Raw genomic sequence first — 23839 nt, 5'->3', positions numbered from 1 at the left:
CAGTGGCAATTTGACCATTGCTGCAAACGCAGACATGAATCTTGCCGGAGGCTTCAGCCAAACTGGGACGGGGGCAGTCTCCACAGCAGGTGACATTACCACTAGCAACGACAAAATTAGCTTCAGCAGTCCCGTTACTCTGACGGGACTGCTGAAGCTGGATACCGGAACTGGTGGCGGCGATATTTTCACCGGAGCCATTACAGGTGATGGCAAAGACTTAGAACTGAGCGCAGGTACGGGAAATATTACACTGAGCAATGCTTCCGGACTGGGCAATTTTAAAATTCACAGTGCTAGCAACGTACAAGCTGGGGCAATTTCAGCAACTAGCATTACTCAGGGAGCCGTCACCCCCACAACTGGCACCACCACCTACAGTACGCTGAACGCTGCGGGTGATATTAACCTGAAGGGCAGCATTTTCAAGCTCAACGGTGCCATCAATACCACGGGTGGCGGCGTCACTATCAATAACAGTGGACAACTAACAATTGCCCCTGCCACAGACATGACTCTGGTTGGAGCCTTCTTACAAAACGGTACGGGTAAAGTTTCTACAGGTGGAAATATCACCGCTAGCGGCATTAAGTTTAACCAAGGCGTTAGCTTAAGTGAGGATGTCAATTTTGATACTAGCGCTAGCAATGGCGCGATCGCTTTCAACAGTACAGTTGATGGTCAGAAAATTCTAACTGTGAACGCTGGTAGCGGTGACATCACCTTCAGCAGCACTGTCAATACTGCTAGCCTAGCTACCGCTACCACTGGAGTTGGTGGGACAACCAAACTCAACGGCAACGTGACCACTGCTAATAGTCAAATCTATGGAAATAATGTCCTGCTGACCGGGGATATCATTCTAAAGGGGGATGCAATTGACTTTAAGGGCGGAGCGGATTCGGTTGTTGGTACGGGAAGTCTGACACTTCAGACAGCAACGCCGAAGACAGCGATCGCAATTGGATTCGATAAAGATGCTTCCCATCTAAATATCAACGATACTGACCTGGCAGCGTTGAAAGACGGATTTAGCAGCATCACCATTGGGAATGCTAGCGAAGGCCAAAACATCGTTGTAGATTCGGCAACCTTCAAAGATGCTGTAACGATTCAAGCTGGCAAAGGGACGCTGACGGTGCAGGGAACATCGCCGGGAATTACCACTAATGCATCGATTCATCTCATCGGCGGTGCAACGACTCTTAATTCAGGCATTGATACCACAGATGGAGGCAATCTTACCCTCACCAATAGCGATGTGCTGACGATTGCTTCTGGTGTAAAGATGGACTTAAGCGGAGCCTTTGTGCAAAATGGCACGGGTAGCGTTTCCACAGCAGGCAATATCACCGCTAGCAGCATTCAATTTAACCAAGGAGTAAATCTTACAGGTTCTATCTCCCTGGAAACGAGTGCAGGCGATATTAGCTTTGGCAACACCTTGAATGGCAATCACGACCTAACTTTGACTGCCGGTACTGGCAACATCAATTTTACAGATGCGGTCGGGGGTAGCAACAAACTCGGTTCTGTAACCATTAACAGTGCCCAAAACGTACAAGCAGCAGCAATTACAGCCGCTAGCCTTACCCAAAATGCAGGGAGTGGCACTACCACATTCAACGGCGCACTGAATACGAATAGCGCCAGCGGCATTCACTTAAACTTAAACGGCAACAACTTTGCCTTCAAAAACCCAGTTACCACGACGAATAATGGTGGCGTCAGTATCAACAATACTGGAACGCTGACAATTGATGCTGCCGCAGATATGAACCTCGATGGAGCCTTCAGTCAAGGTGGCACGGGAGGAGTCATTACCGCTGGGGATATTACTACCACCAACGACACTATTAGCTTCAGCGGTGCGGTGAACTTAACCGGCGCAGTCTCTCTCAACACGGGTGCGGGAGTAGGCGATATCAGCTTTAGCAATACTGTCAATGGAACTCAGAACCTGAATCTAGCAGCAGGTACTGGCAACGTTATCTTTAATAATTGGGTGGGAAAAAGCGCTGCACTCAGCAATTTGACTGTGAGTAATGCAGCATTGGTCGCATTTAAAAGCACTGCCAATCTGACCGGAAATCTCAATTTGACGGCTGCTGAAATTAACTTTGACGGGGGAGACAATACAATCGTTGGCGGCGGTACCGTTCAGCTTCAGCCTGCAAAACCCGATCAAGCGATCGCAATTGGCGGATTTGAAGAAACACCAGCGCTGGATATCACCCAAAAAGATATTAATGCCTTGGGTGGCTTTAAGCCCATCATCATTGGTAGTGACAGCGGAACTGGGAAGATTGATGTCAATGCTGTCACCTTCGACGATCCGGTGAAAATTCAGTCTCCGAATGGCATCATCAACGTCAACGGGACAATTCAGGGAGTGGATGATGCTGCGATCGCTCTCAACGGTGCAACAACCAACTTGGGAGCAAATATTACTACCAATGGGCAAAACATTAGCCTAGGTCAACTCGGCAAAACTGTGTGGCTGACGACTGATATCGCACTCGCAAGCGGCGGCGGTGACATTATCTTTGAAGGCAATGTTAGCGCTCAATTGAAGAATCAGCAGGGACTGACGCTGAATCCGGGTGCAGGTCAAGCAATTTTTAAAGGGAACGTCGGTAGTCCGAATCTCCTGGAGTATTTGACTATCAATAATGACTTGGGTGTTGTGATTATTGGTGGCGAGAATGCAACCTTAAAAGGCAACAGCGCCGATGTATACCAACAATTGACTGTCAACGCCAAGCAGACACTCTTATCAGGCATCATCACGACTTTGGATGGCAACATCATTTTTAATGGTGATGTCACTCTGACGGATGATACTTTCCTCAATACAGGTTTCTTGGGTGCGGGTAACATTTCTTTCAATGGCACCCTGGATAGCGAAAAGGGCGAATACAACGACCTAAAGATGATCGCAGGCACCGGCAACATCTTCTTCGGCAAAACGGTGGGTGCGGGAGATGGTAAAGGGTTAGGCGCAATCTTAATTGAGAATGCTACCGATGTGACCGCCATTTCGACGATTGTTGCAGACAGTCTGACGCAGTTATCTGGTAGCACTACGACGCTGGCAGGTGACATTACGACAACTAAGCCAGCTGGTGTAAATATTACTGCCAATAATATCCAGGTGGGCGGCAGTCTCAACACCAATGGCGGAAAGGTAAATCTAACTGGGAATGGCGGAGTCAGCGCTAGCAATATCACTTCCAAAGGTGGGGAAATTAGCCTCAATAGCACTCAAGGTGCGATCGCGAGTAATGGCACTTTAGATTCATCTGGCGGCAAGGTTAATCTCACCGCCAATCAAGGCGTTACAGCAGCCAATATTACTTCCAAAGGTGGGGAAATTGCTCTCAATAGTAGCCAAGGTGCGATCGCGAGTAATGGCACTTTAGATTCATCCGGCGGTAAGGTAAATCTCACCGCCAATCAAGGCGTCACCGCTAGCAATATCACTTCCAAAGGTGGGGAAATTGCCCTCAATAGCACTCAAGGTGCGATCGCGAGTAATGGCATTTTAGATTCATCCGGTGGCAACGTTAGTCTAAATGGGAATGGCGGAGTCAGCGCTAGCAATATCACTTCCAAAGGTGGGGAAATTGCTCTCAATAGCACTCAAGGTGCGATCGCGAGTAATGGCACTTTAGATTCATCCGGTGGCAAGGTTAATCTCACCGCCAATCAAAAAATCACCACCAACAATATCACCTCTAAGGGTGGGGGAATTAGCCTTACCAGTGACACGGGAGCCATTAATACCGCAGCCTTGGACTCCTCTTCTGCAACGGGTGCTGGCGGTGCGATCGCTCTCAACAGCAAACAAGGCGCGATACAAACGGGAAGTTTGATATCCAAAGGCGATACGGATGCTGGGGGAATTACAGTTATCGCCAATGACAGCATCACGACGCTGGATCTTGACGCAACAGCGACTAAAGGTGCTGGAAATGCGATCGCACTTACCAGCCAAAACGGAACCGTACAGACGGGAAATGTGAAAACTTCCGGTTCTCCCATCACCGTCTCCGCTCAAGACAATATCACTGCTGCCAATATTGATTCTGCTTCCGAAAAAGGCACCGGGGGAGCGATCGCACTTACCAGCCAAAAAGGAGCCATTACCGCTGCAAATGTGACCTCCAAAGGTACAACCGGCGGGGGTGCAGTCACCGTTGCGGCTCCGGGTAGCATCACCACGGCAAATATTGACACATCTTCTACCAATGGCACCGGGGGAGCGATTCGCCTAACGGCGATAGCTCCGCTTCACGCTCTCCTAAGTGATGCAGCAGCCATTCAAAGCGGCAATTTGCTCTCTCAAGGAACAGCAGGCGGTGGGGATATTGAAGTTTCCGCTCAAGGCATCATCACTGCTGGAGTTATCGACTCTAGTTCCAGCTTCGGGAAAGGTGGTAACGTCACCTTGGCAAACCCACTGATTGAACTCAACAAAAAGCCAATGGATGACATTCAAGTTGTCTCCATCAATGCCCAAAGTGGAGGGAGCGCCTTCGGAGGCGTTGTTAAAATTACAACCGATCGGTTCTTCCGCGCTACAGGCACTTTCACCGATTCCAAAAACCCATTTGCGACCAGCATTTCCACAATTGGAGGCGCTGGGGACGGCGCGATTATGATTTCCCACGGAGGCGGTTCCTCCTTTACTCCCTTTGTCGTAGGAGATGCCACAGAAAACGGAACGGCTGGCGCTCTCACCACCGGAACTGGGTTCCTCAGTACGATTTTGCCATCTAAAGAATTTCCTGGCCCTTACCGCCAAGGCAATATTCAAATTACTCCCCGCCGTCCGGGAGACAACCTGCTTCCCTACTTCGGCGCGATGCCTCTGAATACGCCTACTAGCGTCTCTGACGTAACGGTTGATACTACGAGCGACCTGGATAGCACAATCACCTCTAAATTTGACCAACATCTGGGGCAAACGGGAAATATCACCAATCCGAAAGCAGCCGCCAACCTATTGAGCCAAATCGAGAAGCAGACGAGCATCAAATCAGCATTTGTTTATGCAGTCTTTGCACCGGATCAAGTCTCTAGTAGCCAAAAAACTCAAATTAACAAAGACGATGAGCGACTAGAGCTAATTCTGGTAACAGGAGAGGGGAAAACGAAACGGGTGCGTGTAGCAGGTAGCAAGCGAGGAGCGCTGGGCGCATCCGCTTCGCGATCGCAAATCCTGAAAGTCGCTGGAAAGTTGCGGAACGCCATTACCAATAAAAATAAACTGAATGACGACTACCGTGCCCCCGCCGAACAACTCTATCAGTGGCTAATTGCACCTATCAAGGACGAGTTAGAAGCCCAAGGTATCCAGAATTTAGTCTTCATTATGGATGCAGGCTTGCGATCGCTTCCTATCGCCGCCCTCCATGACGGTCAACAGTTTTTAATCGAGAAATATAGTATCGGTCTCATGCCTAGCCTCAGCCTCACCGATACCCGCTACGCTAACCTTAAAAACGCTAAAGTCCTGGCAATGGGTGCCGACCGCTTTACCAACAAAACGCAAAATCCATTGCCTGCTGTGCCGGTAGAATTGTCGATGATTACTTCTAAGCTATGGCAAGGTAAATCCTTCCTCAACGAAGCTTTCACCCTGAAGAATTTAAAAGCACAACGCACTTCTACACCCTACGAAATTATCCACCTCGCAACTCATGCAGAATTTAAGTCAGGGGCACTCGGTAACTCCTATATTCAGCTGTGGGACACCCAATTGAGATTGGATCAAGTGCGTCAGTTGGGCTGGAATAAACCAGCGGTGGAATTATTAGTGCTGAGTGCCTGTCGTTCAGCACTGGGAAATGAAGAAGCCGAGTTGGGCTTTGCCGGGTTTGCGGTGCAAGCAGGCGTGAAGTCAGCGCTGGCAAGTCTTTGGTACGTCAGCGATGAAGGCACATTGGGGCTAATGACAGATTTCTACAAAGAATTGAAAAAAGCCCCTATCAAGGCAGAAGCTTTGCGACAGGCACAGCTAGCAATGTTAAAGGGAAAGGTGCGATTAGAAGGGGGAAAACTGCATACTTCTGATGGCAATATGCCTCTACCTTCCTCTCTTGCATCAATCGGAGATAAAGACCTAAAGCATCCTTATTTCTGGTCAGCTTTCACAATGATTGGTAGTCCTTGGTAGAAGGTCAATGCATGAAAAACCCGTTGACTACAAATACTTCTTCAACAGCAACCCCATTTTCTCCTTCGTTGCTGCCGGAACGTTCTCTAGTCGCGTGAGGATTGCATATTTTAAAGCCGAGTGAGCATCAGAAACTGGCGGATTTTCACTCAGACGCCGAACAGTTTCTTGAATTACTTTTTGAGCATTGGTTGCATTGCGTTGCAGATTGGCAATGACCATTTCTACCGTTACGCTGTCGTGATCGGGGTGCCAACAATCGTAATCTGTTACTAATGCTAAGGTTGCATAAGCAATTTCTGCTTCTCTGGCTAACTTCGCCTCTGGTAAATTAGTCATGCCAATGATTGTGGCACCCCAACTGCGGTAAAGATGCGATTCAGCTTTTGTAGAAAATGCGGGTCCTTCCATACAAACATAAGTACCACCGCGATGGAGCGTGACATCGGGTAAGTTTAAAGATGCGATCGCATCTGCCACAACTCCAGCCAATTGATTGCACACGGGATCGGAAAACCCAATATGAGCCACAATCCCTTCCCCAAAAAAGGTAGAAACTCGATTCTTGGTGCGGTCAATAAATTGATCCGGCACTACCATATCTAAAGGTTTCGCTTCTTCTTTGAGAGAACCTACCGCCGATGCAGAGATTAGGTACTCGACGCCTAGTTGCTTCATGGCGTAGATGTTGGCTCGAAACGGCAACTCAGAAGGCAACAGCGTGTGATTGCGACCGTGACGTGCCAGAAAAGCCACTCGCGTTCCTTCCAAAGTTCCCAATATCAAAGCATCAGAGGGGAAGCCAAAAGGCGTGGAGATTTGCATCTCTTCTACATCTTTGAGCGCCTCCATCTTGTAGAGACCGCTGCCACCGATAATCCCAATCCGAGCCTGAGTCATTTTTTTGCCTTCTTGCTACAACGCCAAGCTATTTTACGGGATATTCGGGAGTGTTTGGATAGGCAATCTGATTTGTCAATGATGAGAATCACCAAATTATGAAGGAATTGTTACATTCTCTTGAAGATGGCGATCGCGCAGGATTGTAAAGAAATATTACAATATTTTTATATGTCCTCAGAATCTCGTTCTGCGGGATTCGCAGCAGTATTACATAAAGTTGCTAGAGAACTATGCCAGCTTCAGCTAGTTTACCCACAATCTCCGTTCAACAAATTGTTGAGCGAATCTTTGTCTTTCGCCAAATTTCTCGTACCGATCAACGTCTATTGATGTCAACATTCCTATCCCAGGAAACCCTAAGTGAAGCAGAACACCTGCTAATTAATCGCGTGTTTGATGCACTGAAGCAGGGATTGCTAAAAGTAGTGGATTAATTAAGAAGAGTTGACTTTTAACTTTATTTATGTCAGCTCGCTTAAAGTAGCAAGCTTGAGGGATTGATAGCCTTTTAACAATTTAAATAAATATCAAAAAATATATTATTTGGAAGTAAGTCAGTTAAGGTGAGACTGAATTTACATCAGTGCAGATGCACTTAATCCATAAAGATGAGCAATTCGAGAAACTCTCTGACAGCGATCGCACTGCTATGTTTCTATACCACTGGCTTGCAGCTAATCGCCCAAACAAAGGCAAATGCAGCTACACCAATTTTACAGGCTCAATCGAGACCTGCACAAAACCAAGGCGTATGTTCATTTATTAATGGAAATAACGTCAATATCCGTAGTCTACCCAATACTCAATCCAATGTAGTAGCTAAACTCAATAGAGGCGATACAGTTCGGGCAGTGCGAAAACAGGGTAACTGGGTTCAAATCTCTGGAAGAGTAACCTCACAACCCGGAGTGACTCCGGAGGTGGTTAAACCTCTGAAAGGTTGGGTACTCAATACTTACATCAATGGATGCTCTGAAGATCAATTCGATCGGTGGCGGACATAAAAAATACCAATTAATTCTCCGTTCCATTGAATTAAGCCAATATTGGGTAGTGCTAAAAAAGTAATGATGCATTAATTTTTTAGCACTACTCCATACACTACTATTCTTTAGCGTTGGCAAAACTTTTCGATCTACTGTAAATAGTTTAATTTAAACCTTGGAGATAGGTTTTTTCTTGTGGAAGCGAATTTCTCAATTTAAAGCGTACTGGCATTTTATCAGACGGATAAATTAACAGGTTTTGCTGTAATTGTTCTAGAGAAGAACGACCCTTGACTAACTCCCAGTCGAAGTTGCGGAGCAATAATGCTAGCATCATCGTTCCTTCCAGCATTGATAAATGCTCCCCCAAGCAACGATGAGGTCCTGAGCCAAAGTCTATCATTGGCAGCGAACTATTTTCCTTGCTCTTCTCTAACCAACGTTCTGGCAGAAATTCCTCTGGATTAGCATAGACTTCTGGATCTCTTCCCGCAGCAAGCATTGACCAAGCTATTCTTGTACCGCGAGGAATCGCTTTACCATCAATGAGGGTGTCGCGTTGAGCCTCCAATGAAGTCGAGCCTGAGGCTACTGAATAAAGGCGCAAGGTCTCCTTAATAATTGCGCTAATATAAGCCAAGTCCTTGAGGCTTTCGGTATTTATCAAGCCTTTGCTTTGCCAAACTTGGTCAACGATGTCTCGTGCTTGCTGAAAAACCCTTTGATTGAAGCTCAACTCTCCTACTGCAAAGGATAAAGTATGGGCTGTTGTATCAGTACCAGCGATTAAGAGTTCAACACATTCTGCTATTAATGTGTCGCGATTGTATTTTGGTTCTTTGGCAGCGATTTTGACTAACATTGATTCGGAGAACCAAGAACTTACCTGTGGTAAATCGGTCTTGTTTTGTTCTCTGAATCGTAAAGCTAAGTCTACACGGGGCGTTAAAAATTCCTCAAAATATCGCTTTGCTGCCCAATAATCTTGTGAATTTTTAGAGGGCAAATATTTCATCCATATCTTCTCGCCAGTAGCTTGTCGTAGGAACCGATAGCCTACAACAGACATTGCTTCGTACAGCTTGGAAACTTCCAGGGGTGGCCCTTCAGGACTCGCGATCTTTCTATCCACAGGAATGCCCAGTACGAGACAAGAAATCACTCTCATTGTTAGTTCTACAAACAGAGGATCTACCTGAACTTCTTTTGGTGGTGGTGCTTCCTTCAATGTTGCAATTACTTGTTCGCAAGCTTCGCTAATAATTTCTGCATATTTCGTGAGGCTGCTAGAACTGAATTCGGGATTCCAAGCTTTGCGTCGCCACTGCCACTCAGCTCCAGTTTCTCCTAATAGAATCGGGCCACTGACATCGTTCCAAGCTTTGCGTAATTGCTCCGATCTGATTAAGGTACCATCTTTCATCCCATTGACAATGGTATCTTCGATAACTTTTGCTTTACTTAAAATAACACCAGGCCTGTTGCCATTCCATATAACATACATCGGGCCTAGCTCTCGACTCCAATCAAACATTTGCTGGAATAATTTCTTCTGTTTCACTGCTGCTAATAGTTGAGGAATATTTCCTAACAGCCAGTGTTTAGGAGGTGAAGGGAGCGATCGCAGCGCTTTGTATGTATTATTTTGTTTCCACCAGCGCCACCCAATTATTCCCGCTATGCTAGTAACGCCTAAGACCGTGGCTAAATATGGAAGTGAGTCGAAATAAGCAATCTCAGTAGTAATGTCTTGAAGCATGAATTTGCCTTTATCCACAAAAAACTACAGATTACCCAGATACTAACTTAACGTGAGTTCGATGGCTAGAGAAGGGCAAAAAGCTTGACAAATATGAAGCGCGAGAAACTGGGCAGGTATCGGCGATCGCGCTCGATTGATTGATTGGGGACTTCAAAGCAATCAATTAATCAACAAAAGCCAAGAATCCATGCTTAAACAATAGCGATCGCTCAAAACAGAGAGTTATAAAGGACAAATAGCACTGTAGTCCTATTAAATCCCAAACCATCACAAGATAGGCGTGGCATGGAGCGAATTATATTGGGCTAACAAAGTAACTATGCCAGGTTTGCACCAGTTTCTCAGCCGATATCGTTTTTTCCAGAGGGAAACATGAAAGAAATTCTTTATCAGTAGTGGAATCGTAAGGCCCTTCTTTAACTTCAAAAATTACAGTATTTGGTACTAAAGCGATCAGTGTATGATAAGCTCCTTCGAGGAATTCAATACCAGAAGTTGTTCCATCGGCACTAATCTGTTCTTGGTGAATAATTGCGCCTTGATCGTTAAATAGAAGCATTCCTACGGCTCCCTGCAAAATCAGGCACAGCTCGAATCCATTGTGACCGATTTCCTGTTTATGGCGATGGGGGCGCACATAAGTCCCTGGTTGCAGACAAATAAGCGATCGCTGAACTTTTTCATCTAAAGCGTGGAAGTTGTAACTTTGTCGTAAGCGATCGCTACTGGATGCCTGTTGAGCAACTGTATCTATTAAATTTTGGTCGAGACGTTTAAACATTTTTCTCCAAGGAAGTTTCTGACCAGACTTAGAAGTCTGGTCAGAAGGTAGGGTAAAAATACTTCCGATCAACTAGACACTTAATACTACTGAAGATGGAATATTGCCCACCATTGAAGGTGATAAATACTCCAGATACCACTCAATTGTTTCAGCTAGTCCTTTATCAAAAGAATATCGGGGACTCCACCCAAGCATTTTTTGCGCCTTTTCTGCCGATACCTGCTGGTGCCAAATTTCCCCGTGGCTTTGATTCATAATTACCGGCTCTATGTGTTCGCAATTCATCAGTTTCTGGAGCTTTTGCACGACTTCTAGCACCGTCCAACTACCACCCATTGCGAAGTTGAAAGCCTCTCCATGAACTTCTGGACGAGCTAGCCCTTCAAACATTGCAATATAGGCATGGGCTGCATCTTTGACATATAAAAAGTCCCGCATAAAATTACCTTTATCGGGCATACGAATGAGAGGACTTTCATTGCTCAGTAGCCTTCGGATCGTATTTGGGATCAGTCGGCTCCAGTTTAAATCTCCACCGCCGTAGATATTACCAAATCGCCCTACAGCCACAGGCAACCCGTAGCTGTGATAGTAGCTTCGAGCAATTAGGTCAGCGCAGCTTTTAGAGACATCGTAAGGATGTCTGCCCAGCGTTGGCATCTCTTCTGTATAGGGTAAGACGGGACTATCACCGTAGGCTTTATCACTTGATGCCACGATTACCCGCCGCACCAAATCCGAACGGACGCGACAGGCTTCCAATATGTTGTATGTGCCACGAATGTTTATCTCAAATGCCAATCGAGGTTTCTCAAACGCCAAACCTTCTACCGACACTGCTGCTAAGTGAAACACCGTATCAATGCCGCGATCTCCAATTACCTTTTCAAGTAAATCGTAATCTTCGATTGACCCAACAACGTTTTTGACACGATGAACGATTCCACTACGCACAAAATGACTGTCTGGGTTCCAGTCAGCCAGTATCGTCGTCACCGTCGCGCCCTGCTCTAATAAGCACTCAGTCAACCAAGAACCCATAAAACCGGAAGCTCCGGTTACTAACACTCGATGATCGCGCAGAATATCACTCACTGATGCACCTAAATAAAAACTAACTCTGCACTAATATACAGTTTGTACATCTATCCAAAGTGTGATGCATACTACTTTTCTCCGAGAGAATTAGTTTTTTATGGATTTTGCGATCGCACTGATGAGATGAGCCATCGGCGAACCAAAACTCTAACCAGAGATTGCAGAAACTCTTTAAAGTTGCTTGAAATCTTAGTCTTGGAAGGCTTCGGAGTTTCCATCTTCCCCTCAAAACAGCCAAAAGCCGCTCTAAGTCATCCCACCATCAATCAGGTTACACAAGTAAAAAATGCAATCCTGACCCTGCTGCTGGCGCTGTTCATATAAGCTTGAGCCTTTGCACAAAACCAAGGCGTCTGTTCATTTATTAACGCTAATAATCTCAATATCCAAAAAAGTTCCAGCCCTAAATCACAAGCGATCGCTAAACTCAATAGAAGCGCTCGTGTCCAGGCGGTGCGAAGACAAGGTAACTGGGTTTAAATCTCTCAAAGAGTAACATCACAACCTGGAGCGACACCGGAGGTGGTTAAACCTCTCAAGGGTTGGGTACTCAAATACTGATATTAATAGATACTCAGAAGATAAATTTAATTGATGGCGGAAATAGGGAAGCCGCTCGTTTTAAATCTATTAGACTTCCCCAATTCTCCGTAAAATTCTAAGTGCTAATTAGCGCCATCTAGTCCCAACGAGGAATATCGGCATCTTCCCCACCAATACCGATTCCGGTGTTAAATATTTCAGCATCGGTAAGAGTCAGGTCATCCATTGATGCCCCATACACATTAGCGTCATAAATTTTAGCGTTCGTAAAATTTACGGCGTTGAGATTGGCTTCCTGAAAATTGGCATTCGTTACAAAAGCTGATGTTAAATTAGCTGCTGTCAAGTTTGCCTTCGTCAGATCGGCACCTTCGAGGTTCGCATTCGTCAGGTTAGCGCCTTGCAAATTGGCTTCTCTCAAGTCAGCACCAATCAAATGTGCGCCGCTGAGATCGGCTCCTGATAAATCGCAGCGAACACATTCCCTCGTTGACAATAGCTGTTTTACGTGTAGCGGATTCTCCGCTTTCACTGGCATAGTTAAAAATAGTGGAGCGAGTAATGTTAGGGTCGCGAATAGCTTGAGTTTCATAATACTCCCCTTTATCAAAAAGGTTGTTCCGTTTTCTTCCTCACCCCTTTATTATCTCACTAAGATTCTGTGGTAGACATTGATTGATGCCACATATAACTTGTGATAGAGAACATAGGATTTAATCACTCGTTAGCAGGATTGCGACACTGCTTAATTGGGATAAGATGCGATGAAATTCTCCCGCTCTTGTATCTTCAATGTGGGTTGAGCGTACCGGGTGCAAGGCGCGATCGCATCAATCTGCTTTTAATCTCTCTTTTGGTAGAGAAAGAACCTCAATCCTCTCCTCGCAACAGCCAAAAGCCGCTATAAGTCATCCCCGACTCATCTGGTTGCACCAGCAAAAAGTGCAATCCCCGACTCTGCTGCTGACGCTGTTGATAAGTTTGAGCTGCTGCCGTAACTTCTTTATCCTCAAAAGTAGCAACAATCCAGCGGTCAACCAATCCCGCTTCTAATACCAACCCATCCGGCGCACCGGCAATGTAATTGAGAGACACGGGACGCGCCTCTTGTAGCCAACGCGCCAAACGCATCGATTGCCGCCCACCGTAAATTACCACACCGGGGACTGGCACCGTAGACGCTAAACCTAGATTGATCGGCAAGAGAAATTCTGGCATCTCCAGAATCGGAATTGGGCGTTCTGCAAAAGCTTCCACCACAGCAACCGCAGGAAGTGTGGCAAATCGCCATTGTTCTCCCCAAAGGTTTTCTGGCAATGGGACTGGCGGCGGTTTGTCAAGAGATGGGAGTTCGCCAGTGTAGGTATAGTTATCGAGATTGGGGTATTGTTTCGCCTTCTGTTGCAAATATTCCTTCAGCGCCCCAGTGCGTCGAGTCGCTTCCACCTGAATACCCAGTTGTTGCGCCGCTGCCTGAATCAAACTCAACGACTGGGGACGAAACACTTGGATGAGATTCGGCAGATTTCCACCCGCTGCTTGCTGTAACTGAGAAACCAGCCAGCTAGCATTCGCTTCAGATTGAGGACAAAAAGCGTCATAACTAAAGCTGCGTGTGGCGTCGCAAAGCAACAATTGCCACAACACCTGCCCTTTTTCATCTTTGAGAGGACGCCGATAAAAATCAGCTTGCCAAACCCGATTCATCTGTTCTCTGTTCCTTTGCGTCCTTTGCTTCTTTGCGGTTTGCTTCTTTGCGGTTCAAAAAAAAGCAGGTGGGCACTGCCCACCCTACTTTTAGCTCAAAATCGAGTCAATTCATACCTAATGTAGGGGCGTGCCGTTTGCCCCTACAAATTTGCTACGCCAGCGCGCTTGCCAGAATCGGTTCAGTACCGACTGAAGTTCCCGGCGCGTACACCTGAGTCACGTAGTCCGCAATCATCCGGTCGGTGTTGAATAGCGGCGAATTTGTCTTAATCGACGCCTTCATCATTTGAATCCAGCGATGAGGAACTCCCTTCTCATCTTGGTCATAGTAGAGAGGAACGATTTCCTCTTCTAGTAGGTGGTAGAGAGATTCCGAATCAATCCGGTCTTGCAACTCTTGGTCGCTGGTGTGGGCATCTTCACCGATTGCCCAGCCATTGCTTCCCTTACCATCTTGTCCTTCTTGATAGCCTTCGCACCACCAGCCATCGAGGACACTGCAATTAATGCCGCCGTTGAAGCAGACTTTTTGCCCACTCGTACCGGAGGCTTCTAAAGGACGACGCGGGTTGTTCAACCAAACATCAACACCTTGCACCAAATGTTGACCCGTGTAGATGTCGTAATCTTCAACTAAGGCAACTCGGTTGAGAATGTCTGGGTGCTTGCACCACTCCATTAACCGCTGGATAATCCGCTTGCCTTCTTCGTCATGAGGGTGCGCTTTACCGGCAAAGACAATCTGCACGGGTCGTTGGGAATTTCCAAATATCCTCAAGGCGCGTTCGGCTTCCCGCAGTAGCAAGTCACCCCGCTTGTAAGGGCTGAAGCGTCGTGCAAATCCAATCGTCAGCACGTTGGGGTCTAGTAGCTGGTCGGCGGCATCAATGCGGAACTGCTCTTCACCGCGACTAATTCGTGCCAATTTCACCTTAGAACGGGTATGAGCAATCAGGCACTCTTTGAGAACTTGGTGCCGCCACCAGATTTCCTCATCGGGAATTCCGTCCACCTTTGCCCACATCTGTTTGTCAGCCATGCGGGTTGACCAATCTTCACCCAGGTACTGGGAATAGAGGTCGCCCATTAGGGGTGCTGTCCAGGTACGCGCATGGACGCCATTGGTAATGTGACCAATGGGCACTTTCTCTTCGCTACGGTCGGGATAGAGAATGTTCCACATCTTGCGGGAAACCTGACCGTGCAGGTCGCTGACGCCGTTGGCAGTGCGACACATCCGCAAAGCTAAGACGGTCATGCCGAAGGGTTCCCAAGGGTCGCCCAGGCGGCGTGCCCCTAAGGAGAGGAACTGTTCGCGCGACAGACCCAATGTAGGCCAGTAGTGGGCGAAGTAAGAATCCATCAGGTCTGAGGAGAAGACATCGTGACCTGCGGGAACGGGGGTGTGGGTGGTGAAAACGCAGCGATCGCGCACCAATCCCTCGATATCATAGAAAGACTTGCCGGTACGCTGAATTTCTTGTCGCGCAATCTCTAGGGTGCAGAATGCCGCATGACCTTCGTTCAGATGACACACCGACGGAGTAATCCCCAATGCTGTCAGCGCCCGAACGCCGCCAATCCCCAGCACGACTTCCTGGGCGATGCGGGTTTCTTGGTTGCCGCCGTACAGGTGCCCTGTCAACCAGCGGTCAATTGGATCGTTGTCGTGTCGGTCGGTATCTAGGAGGTAAAGATTGACGCGACCGACTCGCGCCAGCCAAATTTGGGCTTTAACTATCCGTTGCCGGATTTCCATCTCAATCGTGATGGGTTCCCCATGAGTATTTTTGATTAACTCTAGGGGCATCTGGTCGAAGGGATTGTTAACGTAGTTTTCTTCCTGCCAACCGCCACTATTCAACCGTTGACGGAAATAACCTTGGCGATAACACAGCCCTACAGCGACCATCGGCACGCCTAAATCAGAAGCGGACTTGAGGTGATCTCCGGCTAAAATTCCCAAACCGCCGGAGTAGATAGGTAGGGATTCGTGGATGCCAAATTCCGCACAAAAATAGGCGACAGGTTGCTGTGGGGAAATTTGCGGCGCGACGCGAGACGCCCATGCATTTTTTTCGCCCATGTACTTGTCAAATTGCTCGACAAGTGAATTCACCCGTTTGATGTAAGCTGGGTCTTGAGCGAGCTGGGTGAGGCGCACTAAAGAAGCTGATTCCAGGATGGCGACAGCGTTATGTCCGCAGCGGTGCCATTCATCAGGATTAATGTTCTGAAATAGAGAAGTGCGATCGCTCGTCCAACTCCACCAATAGTTATATGCCAGGTCTGCCAATCGCTTGAGAGGAAACGGTAGCTTCGCACGCAGCGTTTCAATTGTTGTCATAAATTCCGTTGCACTACACTTGACAGGCTTGCTCTTGACGTTCGTCTGGATAGGGAGCGTGTTATCTTCTACGGGTTGTTTGGCTTTTAGCTAAAAAAAGTAGAGGCGCTAAGAGCCAGAAAACCTCCGGCTATCCAGCCCGATTTATAGCTTTACAGGATTTCCTATATAAACTGTGTTTTTTTACACTCTTTACATTTTTCCCCCAAAAATTAGTCAAGTAATCTAAGGAAGATTATGGTTTTGTTAAGTTTTATCAGACAACGCCCAAACCGTGCCTAATCTAAACAGCCGGTTTTGCGACTTTCTCAACCCCAGACTGGCTGTAGTTGTGCCAATTAGTCATGAAAATTACAGTTAAATTGGTTAGAGTACCAACGATTCATTAAATTAACTAAGGGGGAAAAAGCCTCAACTGACTCGGCACCCCGGTTGTTAAACTCTCAATTTTCAAAGTCGCTTTAGCTTATGAATCCTGCCCTGACTCAATTTGGCGATTGTATGTCCCACCTCACTGGGGTGCGGGCAATTATGAAGGATATTAAGGAAACTCTGCAAGCAGGTATTGGACAGGAATATATTAATTTAAGTCCTGGGAATCCAGTGATTTTGCCAGAAGTAGAGCAGTTATGGCGGGATTACACCGAAGAATTGCTCGCTAGCTCAAATTACGGGAATGTAGTTTGTCGCTATGGTGACTCTCAAGGCTATGAGCCATTAATCGAAGCGGTAGAAAAGGATTTCAATCGCCGCTACGGGCTAAATCTGACTCATCGCAATATTCTGATTACCCCTGGCAGTCAAACGCTTTATTTCTTTGCAGCGAATGCCTTTGGGGGGTACACCACAAGCGGTAAATTAAAGCAAATTATCCTGCCCCTGAGTCCAGATTACACGGGTTATGGGGGTCTGACTTTAACCCCAGAAGCCTTATTTGCCTATAAACCCGCTTTAGACATTGATGCCGCTGCCCACAGGTTCAAATATCGTCCGGACTTCAGCAAACTGAAGATTACGGAAGATACGGGTTGCGTGTTATTCTCGCGTCCTTGTAACCCAACCGGCAACGTCCTCACGGATGACGAGGTGAAAAAAATTTCCGATTTGGCTGCGCCTTATGATGTCCCAGTCTTGATCGATTCTGCGTATGCACCTCCGTTCCCGGCGTTAAATTTTACCGAGATGACGCCGGTATTTGGAGAGAACATCCTGCACTGCATGAGCTTATCGAAAGCGGGGCTACCCGGAGAACGGATTGGGATTGCAATTGGGGATGAAAAGTGGATTCAGGCGCTGGAGTGTTTCCAGACAAATATGTGTATCCATTCATCTCGGTATGGGCAAGCGATCGCAGCCCGTGCGATTGAAACGGGAACGCTAGCAGAAATCGCTACCACGGTGATTCGCCCCTACTACCAGAAAAAGTTTGATGTTGTGGAAAGCAGCATCGAACAGGCAATGCCCAAAGATTTGCCTTGGTTCCTGCATCGCGGCGAAGGAGCAATCTTTGCATGGCTGTGGTTACAAGATTTACCCATTACAGACTGGGAACTGTACCAGCAGTTAAAGCAAGTCGGTGTCATTGTCGTACCAGGTAGCTCTTTCTTCCCCGGATTGCGCGAAGAATGGGCGCACAAGCAACAATGTATTCGGATTAGCCTGACTGCTACAGACCAGGAGATTGAAATCGGGATACAGCGCTTAGCGAAGGTGGTAGAGCAAGTATATTCAGTTGTTAAATGTTAGAAAGCCCTGCCGGACAGAATTCGCGGCTATGCAAACTAAGTCAGTAAAGCGCGGACTTTTAGAAGTCTCTGTGTCGCCGCCCCTTCCAGTTATCAAAGCATTCACTACTGTGTACACATATCTTTGATTAAGTGGCAAAACGTTGATTGCTCCCCCAATTTATCGGGGGGTTAGGGGGATCAAAACCGGACTGGCAAGTACAAGAAGATTTGTGCGTACACGGTAGGGCATGAAAAAGAATACGGAATACGGAATACAGAAAGCTGATGACCAATGACCAGTGGTTAGAAATTGGCACAATTGTTGCCGCTCAAGGGATGAAAGGGGAGTTGCGGGTGTATCCGGAATCTCAATTCCCAGAACGCTTTGAGGAACCGGGAGAGCGTTGGATGTTGCGACCGGGCGAGACAGAACCGCAGCCAGTGAAATTGGTGAAAGGGCGGTATATAGATGGTAAAAATCTATACGTTGTACAGCTGGCTGAGGTAGAAAATCGGGATCGAGCGGAGGCGCTAGCGGGAACCAAGTTAATGGTGAAAGCTTCCGATCGCCCGATCTTGGAAGAAGATGAATACCACGTTCTAGACTTAATTGGGATGGAAGTTTTTCTTCAAGAATCGGGAGAAAACTTGGGCGTGGTGGTGAATGTATTTCCGGCTGGCAACGATTTACTGGAAGTGCAGTTGCACCAGCAACCTGTAGCTGTTGCGCCAAAGGATGAGCCGGAACTACCCCAGAAAGGGGAAGTCAATCGAACCAGTAAAAAACGGAAAGTTCTTAGACCCAAACCACCGAAGCCGTCTACCATTTTGATTCCTTTTGTGAAAGCGATCGCGCCCGTGGTAGACCTGGAGAATCGCAGAATTGAAATTACGCCGCCGCCTGGATTGCTAGAAATGAATCAGGAAGCTTGAATTTTTTCAGAATCCCAGCGCGATCGCAACCAAGCATCTATCTCGGAATCTATCTCGGAAAATTATTTCCTAAAATAACCATGCCGTCCTTTTGGGGACGGCATGGCTACATTAACGATTCTTTGTTAATTGCTCAAGAATGCTGGTGAAGTCATTACCAAAGCGCTGGCACTGGCGCTGCCTCAGTCGTCTGCGGTTCGGTTTGAGCTGTATCTGGAGTGCTTGTGGTCTCTCCAGTGGTTGTTGTCGGACCAGGAGACGGTGTTGTCTGCACCGTTCTTCGCTGAATCGTTGTCTCTTCCACTCGACGGGTTCTGTTGAGGCGAGTAGTATCTGTCGCATCGGCTGCTTCAACCATACTCACATTGCTAGCCATATTCTGGTCATCCAATGTGGCGCTAATCTCCATTCCTGGCATGAGGTTCAACCGAGTTAGATCCTCTGGTGAGAGCATCATACTTCTGGTTGTACCGTCTGGCAGTCTTAGCGTGACTACATTGCCTCTAACGCTGCTGACGGTGCCTCTAACTACTTGATTCGTGTCGGTTGAGTTAGGAGTAGTTGTGTTGGTGTTGGTTGGATTGGCAGTAGGTGTGTCGGTGTTTGTTTGGCTAATGAGCTGCCTTGATTCACCTTCAGATACTGGGCGAGCGATCGCTGGCAACACTGATACTGCCGAGAGTAACAGTGTTAGCATCGTACCTGTCAATACTTTGGTTTTTTGTAAACGCATTACACCCTCACTTTTAAAATATTTGGGTAATAAACTTGACTATCGGCAACAGTTGTACTTAGCAACGGATGAAAATGCCTGGATTATTGCCCAAATCCTATCTAGCTCTACTGAAGATTCAATCTACCGGACTATATAAGCCCTTAGGAGTAGAGCTGGGAATAAAATCTGACTTTGTGAGACTTGACAAGACTAGAAAAATCCAATTTTAAACAAGTCAGTTAGCTCAGTGTGATTTACAGTTTTGATCTCTGATAATAAGTTCCATAAGAGTCGTTGACCAGGGAAAAGAGAGGACAGGAATGCTGGGAGGTAAATTACCATCTGGAAGCTTCAAGCTGCTGTGCTTCAGTACAGCCATTCTATTGCTGGGCGTTCGGCAGCAGACGGCTGCCTCAGTTCCAACACAAGCTTTGGCAACTACCAGAGAGGCAACGATCGAATTGCCTTCGGAACCACAATTGCCTCCTCTGGGGGCACCCTCTCTCTATCTGCCTTTAGAGGAACTCTCCCCAGCGAGTACCACGCCTGATACTCATTTAGTGATTAAATTAAGCGATCGCCGCGTCTATGTCTACCGAGACAATCAGGTGAAAGCAAGTTATCCTATCGCAGTCGGGAAAAAGGGCTGGGAGACGCCTACAGGCACGTTTAAGGTGACGCAAATGCTACGCAATCCAGCTTGGCAGCATCCTTGGAATGGAAAAGTCGTTCCTCCAGGTGCAGATAATCCTTTAGGAGCCAGGTGGATTGCTTTTTGGACAGACGGACGTAATTTTATCGGGTTTCATGGCACCCCCCAGGAAAAACTGGTGGGACAGGCAGTTTCTCACGGCTGCGTCCGGATGCGTAATCAGGATATTTTGGCTTTGTATGCACAGGTCAACATCGGAACTCCTGTAAAAGTAGAGCCTTAGAGTCCTGAAAGTTGCCCAATTAAAAATACAGCGGCTTGTTAATTTTTAATTAAACCAAAGGCAACAAAATCTCAAATTCGGTGCCAATGCCTGGTTTAGGTTCTCCGCTGGAATTGCTAGGAGTGGCATACCCCTGAGGAGATCCGCTCTCTGGGCATCCACTGCGCGAGTAATCCTCAGGACATACACTAAGCGAGTCGCCCAAACGGCATACACTACGCGATCGCATTCTTAATTTTCCACCGTGCTTCGCCGTCACAATCTGATAACTTACCGATAAACTCGTCTCTTTAGCAGAGCGTTTCTCTACAGAAAAAGACTCAAGAATTTGCTGCTGTACTTCAGGAGACATCCCAGGGCCATTATCGGCAATGCGAATGGAAACCCACCGCGAATCAGAAATTCCTGTCTGACTTGCCTTGTGCGAACAAACCTCAGTCGTAATTTCGATCCGAGGTTTCTCTTGAATATTCGGGGGCAATGTTCCTTGAAAATCTTGAGTAAACTGCTGAACGACTGCTTGATTAATCAATGCATCAATCGCATTCGTCAGGATATTCATGAAAACCTGATTCAATTGACCCACATAGCATTGTACCGGCGGCAAATGACCGTAATTTCTGATGATTTCAATTTCGCTGTTTACACGACTTTTTAAAAGCAAAACAATACTATCTAAACAAGCGTGCAAATCGGCAGGCTTGGGATAAACATCATCAATATGGCAGAAGTTTTGCAGACTCATCACGAGCTTTTTCAATCGTTCTGCTCCGGCTCGGATGCTGGAAATTGAGCGAGGTAAGTCTTGTTGTACAAAATCAAATTCTATGTCTTCTTTCAGAGCCGCAATTTCTTCAGGAATCTGCGGCAAATATGTCTCATAAGTAGACAGCAATTCTATCAAGTTTTCAGTGTAAGTTGAGACATACGTTAAGTTCCCCCAAATAAAGCCAACCGGGTCTAAAATTTCGTGAGCAACTCCGTCCACTAAGCGCCCTAAGCTTGCCATTTTCTCACTTTGAATCATCTGAGCTTGGGTGCGTTCATATCGCACCTGAGCTTCGATTCCCCGGATTTGCCAAGAAACAACATTCAAATCCTGAACATCTAACAGCCGATAATCAGATTCTCCCACTTGCACTACGACAGGTTCTGCCAAAAATTCAGGCGATCGCCGCAGCGCCTGCTGGGTTGCTGTCAAAATCGGCGTACTATCGGGAAGGATTAAAACCTCAGAGTGGGCGTACTTGTAGAGGATGTGCAGCGGTTTGTGCAAAAACAGCTCTAGTCGATGAGGACGGATCAGGTACTCCAAAAGCCGCCGCCGCGAAATCATCCCGGCAAACTGACCCTGTTCGACTAAGATGGCTCCTGGCAGTAGAGGATGCTTCTCAAAAATCCGGGCAATATCCACACCCAGACAGATGGGTTTTACCAGAAAGTTGTACAGCGGCAATTCCCCAAGAGTTGACTCTATAGAGAGGTCGCGATCGCTCCCTTGGGACAAGGACGGAAGTGATATAAATCCGTTTGGTACCGACACACAACGCCCACAAATGCAGCAGTGAAGCTGGAATCAGCTATGACCATAGACTACCATTTTCAGCAGTTTTCCACCTGCCCTTGAGGTTAATTTCTGCTACTATTTTCCAGAAAAATTGTGAACAAGCGCCTTAACCGAGTGGCAATCGGATCTCGAATTCTGTGCCCATCCTTGGTTGTGAATCTTCTATCTCCCTGGAATTAGCTAGCAACTGTGCCGCTGCTGGTGCCTCGCATCCGCTAGCCGCACTATAGATTCTGTCTTGCCGGGGATAGGAATCTGCGATTCCTATTCCTACGGCGGAAGCTACGGGCACCGACAACGCTTCAACTACGGAACCATTATGGGAGGCGGTGCTAGGAGGAGGATACGCCAAAGGCGAGCAATCCTCTGGACATACACTACGCGATCGCACCGATAAATGACCCCCGTGTTTCTCAGTAACAATTTGATAACTAATTGCCAATCCCAATCCCGTTCCCTTGCCCACCGGCTTTGTAGTAAAGAACGTCTCAAAAATCCGATCCTGAATTTCTGGTGGAATTCCCGGCCCATTATCCGCAATCCGGATTACAACCCATTCAGAATCTTGGATTTCTAAAACTTCCGTCGTAATCTCTATCTGGGGTTGCCAATCCGACCCGTCAGTGACTCGATCTTTGAGTGCATCAATCGCATTACTAATGATATTCATAAATACCTGACTCAGTTGACCTGAGTAGCAATTCACCAGTGGTAAATCGCCATATTTTTTAATTAATTGAATCCCCTGCTTGATGGGATTATTTAAAATTAATAAGGTACTTTCAATACATTCGTGTAAGTCAGCAGGCTGTCTCTTGGTTTCATCCATATGAGAAAAGTTTCGCAGACTGCCAACGATTTTTGTTAATCGTTCCGCACTCAGCTTCATACTTCCTATCAACTTAGGCAAATCTTCTAGAAGAAAATCATATTCAATTTCCTCTTTCAATTCTTCGATTGTATTCAAAGTTTCAGCTTTTTCATAAGCTGCCAATAAACCGATTAAATTTTTGTAATAAGTTTCTACAAAACCAAAATTACCATTAATGCAGTTAATCGGATTTCTAATCTCATGGGCAACCTCAGCAACCGTCCGTCCCAAACTCGCCATTTTTTCGGTTTGCAACATCTGAGCTTTCGTTTGCTCGTTGAGCAACTCGGTTGTGAGTTCATGAATTTTTGACTGCGCCACCAATAATTGATGTACATCTAGTAATCGGTAAATTCCTGGCGCTAACTCTACCACAATCGGTTCATAGAGTAGCTCAGGAGGCCGTTGCAAAGACTGCTTTGCCGCCGCTACAATTAACGTATTGCCAGAAAGCTTCAAAACATGGGTACTGGCGAATTGATATAAAGATTGTAAGGGTCGTTTTAAAAATAATTCTAGTCCATAAGGACGGCTCATTTGTTCTAAAAATCGTCGCCGCGAAATCATTCCCGCAAACTGACTTTCTATCGTTAAAATGACTCCTGGTAGCAGCGCATTTCCTTCAAATTCTTTGTTAACTTCCTGCCCCAGACCAGAGGCTTCTATCTGAAAATCGTATAGCGGAAGCTCTTGAAGGGTTGACTCTAAATTGAGGTTCTTTATCTGGGACAGAGGGAGAACTGATAATTCCGACGGAGATTCTTGCCAAGCCATCAT

General features: G+C 46.7%; 16 protein-coding genes. 6 read left to right on the top strand and 10 right to left on the bottom strand.

The window, feature by feature from the left end; translation table 11 throughout:
• The first annotated feature begins 34 nt into the window (after positions 1 to 34).
• A complete protein-coding gene (locus tag NDA06_RS10270) occupies positions 35 to 6181 on the top strand; it encodes a CHAT domain-containing protein (protein ID WP_348251719.1) in 6147 nt (2048 codons plus the stop codon).
• A gap of 27 nt (positions 6182 to 6208) precedes the next feature.
• On the opposite strand, the gene NDA06_RS10265 is transcribed toward NDA06_RS10270, so the two are convergent.
• The gene (locus tag NDA06_RS10265; protein ID WP_190984790.1) at positions 6209 to 7081 is read right to left on the bottom strand and encodes an S-methyl-5'-thioadenosine phosphorylase; all 873 of its coding nucleotides are present in this window, start codon (positions 7079 to 7081) and stop codon (positions 6209 to 6211) included.
• A gap of 233 nt (positions 7082 to 7314) precedes the next feature.
• On the opposite strand from NDA06_RS10265, the gene NDA06_RS10260 reads away from it, so the two are divergent.
• Together NDA06_RS10260 and NDA06_RS10255 are read left to right on the top strand one after the other, a co-directional pair.
• Positions 7315 to 7518 carry a hypothetical protein gene (locus NDA06_RS10260; protein ID WP_190430461.1) on the top strand — a complete coding sequence of 68 codons (204 nt, stop codon included), beginning with the start codon at positions 7315 to 7317 and terminating at the stop codon, positions 7516 to 7518.
• A gap of 174 nt (positions 7519 to 7692) precedes the next feature.
• Complete coding sequence (locus NDA06_RS10255; protein WP_190679269.1) at positions 7693 to 8088, top strand: SH3 domain-containing protein; 396 nt, start codon at positions 7693 to 7695, stop codon at positions 8086 to 8088.
• A 145-nt stretch (positions 8089 to 8233) separates the two neighbouring features.
• Here NDA06_RS10255 and NDA06_RS10250 read toward each other — a convergent pair whose 3' ends face one another.
• The 6 genes from NDA06_RS10250 to glgP form a co-directional block, all read right to left on the bottom strand.
• Positions 8234 to 9829, bottom strand: coding sequence for a cytochrome P450 (locus NDA06_RS10250; RefSeq protein ID WP_190984789.1), 1596 nt, complete (start codon positions 9827 to 9829; stop codon positions 8234 to 8236).
• A 298-nt stretch (positions 9830 to 10127) separates the two neighbouring features.
• Positions 10128 to 10613 (bottom strand): WbuC family cupin fold metalloprotein, encoded by a 486-nt coding sequence (locus NDA06_RS10245; RefSeq protein ID WP_190984788.1) that lies wholly within the window; start codon positions 10611 to 10613, stop codon positions 10128 to 10130.
• A 72-nt stretch (positions 10614 to 10685) separates the two neighbouring features.
• A complete protein-coding gene (locus tag NDA06_RS10240) occupies positions 10686 to 11711 on the bottom strand; it encodes a GDP-mannose 4,6-dehydratase (protein WP_190984787.1) in 1026 nt (341 codons plus the stop codon).
• 682 nt (positions 11712 to 12393) lie between these two features.
• Positions 12394 to 12849 (bottom strand): pentapeptide repeat-containing protein, encoded by a 456-nt coding sequence (locus NDA06_RS10235; protein ID WP_190679280.1) that lies wholly within the window; start codon positions 12847 to 12849, stop codon positions 12394 to 12396.
• A gap of 278 nt (positions 12850 to 13127) precedes the next feature.
• The gene (locus NDA06_RS10230) at positions 13128 to 13964 is read right to left on the bottom strand and encodes a Tab2/Atab2 family RNA-binding protein (RefSeq protein WP_190984786.1); all 837 of its coding nucleotides are present in this window, start codon (positions 13962 to 13964) and stop codon (positions 13128 to 13130) included.
• Positions 13965 to 14118: 154 nt separating this feature from the next.
• Positions 14119 to 16314, bottom strand: coding sequence for an alpha-glucan family phosphorylase (gene glgP / locus NDA06_RS10225; RefSeq protein WP_190984785.1), 2196 nt, complete (start codon positions 16312 to 16314; stop codon positions 14119 to 14121).
• A 468-nt stretch (positions 16315 to 16782) separates the two neighbouring features.
• On the opposite strand from glgP, the gene NDA06_RS10220 reads away from it, so the two are divergent.
• The gene (locus NDA06_RS10220; RefSeq protein WP_190984784.1) at positions 16783 to 18060 is read left to right on the top strand and encodes a valine--pyruvate transaminase; all 1278 of its coding nucleotides are present in this window, start codon (positions 16783 to 16785) and stop codon (positions 18058 to 18060) included.
• Positions 18061 to 18326: 266 nt separating this feature from the next.
• On the top strand, positions 18327 to 18974 hold the full coding sequence (gene rimM / locus NDA06_RS10215; RefSeq protein WP_190984783.1) for a ribosome maturation factor RimM: 648 nt from the start codon (positions 18327 to 18329) through the stop codon (positions 18972 to 18974).
• Positions 18975 to 19128: 154 nt separating this feature from the next.
• On the opposite strand, the gene NDA06_RS10210 is transcribed toward rimM, so the two are convergent.
• Complete coding sequence (locus NDA06_RS10210) at positions 19129 to 19707, bottom strand: hypothetical protein (RefSeq protein WP_190411670.1); 579 nt, start codon at positions 19705 to 19707, stop codon at positions 19129 to 19131.
• A gap of 302 nt (positions 19708 to 20009) precedes the next feature.
• On the opposite strand from NDA06_RS10210, the gene NDA06_RS10205 reads away from it, so the two are divergent.
• The gene (locus NDA06_RS10205) at positions 20010 to 20624 is read left to right on the top strand and encodes a L,D-transpeptidase family protein (RefSeq protein ID WP_190525550.1); all 615 of its coding nucleotides are present in this window, start codon (positions 20010 to 20012) and stop codon (positions 20622 to 20624) included.
• Positions 20625 to 20673: 49 nt separating this feature from the next.
• Here the strand turns inward: NDA06_RS10205 and NDA06_RS10200 are convergent, their stop codons facing one another.
• Positions 20674 to 22167, bottom strand: a complete 1494-nt coding sequence (locus NDA06_RS10200; RefSeq protein ID WP_190984782.1) for an ATP-binding protein — start codon at positions 22165 to 22167, stop codon at positions 20674 to 20676.
• Positions 22168 to 22297: 130 nt separating this feature from the next.
• Entirely contained in the window at positions 22298 to 23839 is a 1542-nt protein-coding gene (locus NDA06_RS10195; RefSeq protein WP_190984781.1) for an ATP-binding protein, read from the bottom strand.

The organism is Trichocoleus sp. ST-U1, from assembly GCF_039961835.1.
In the GTDB taxonomy this organism is placed as follows: Bacteria; Cyanobacteriota; Cyanobacteriia; order Cyanobacteriales; family FACHB-T130; genus FACHB-T130.
This window is presented reverse-complemented; position numbering and strand designations above follow the sequence as displayed.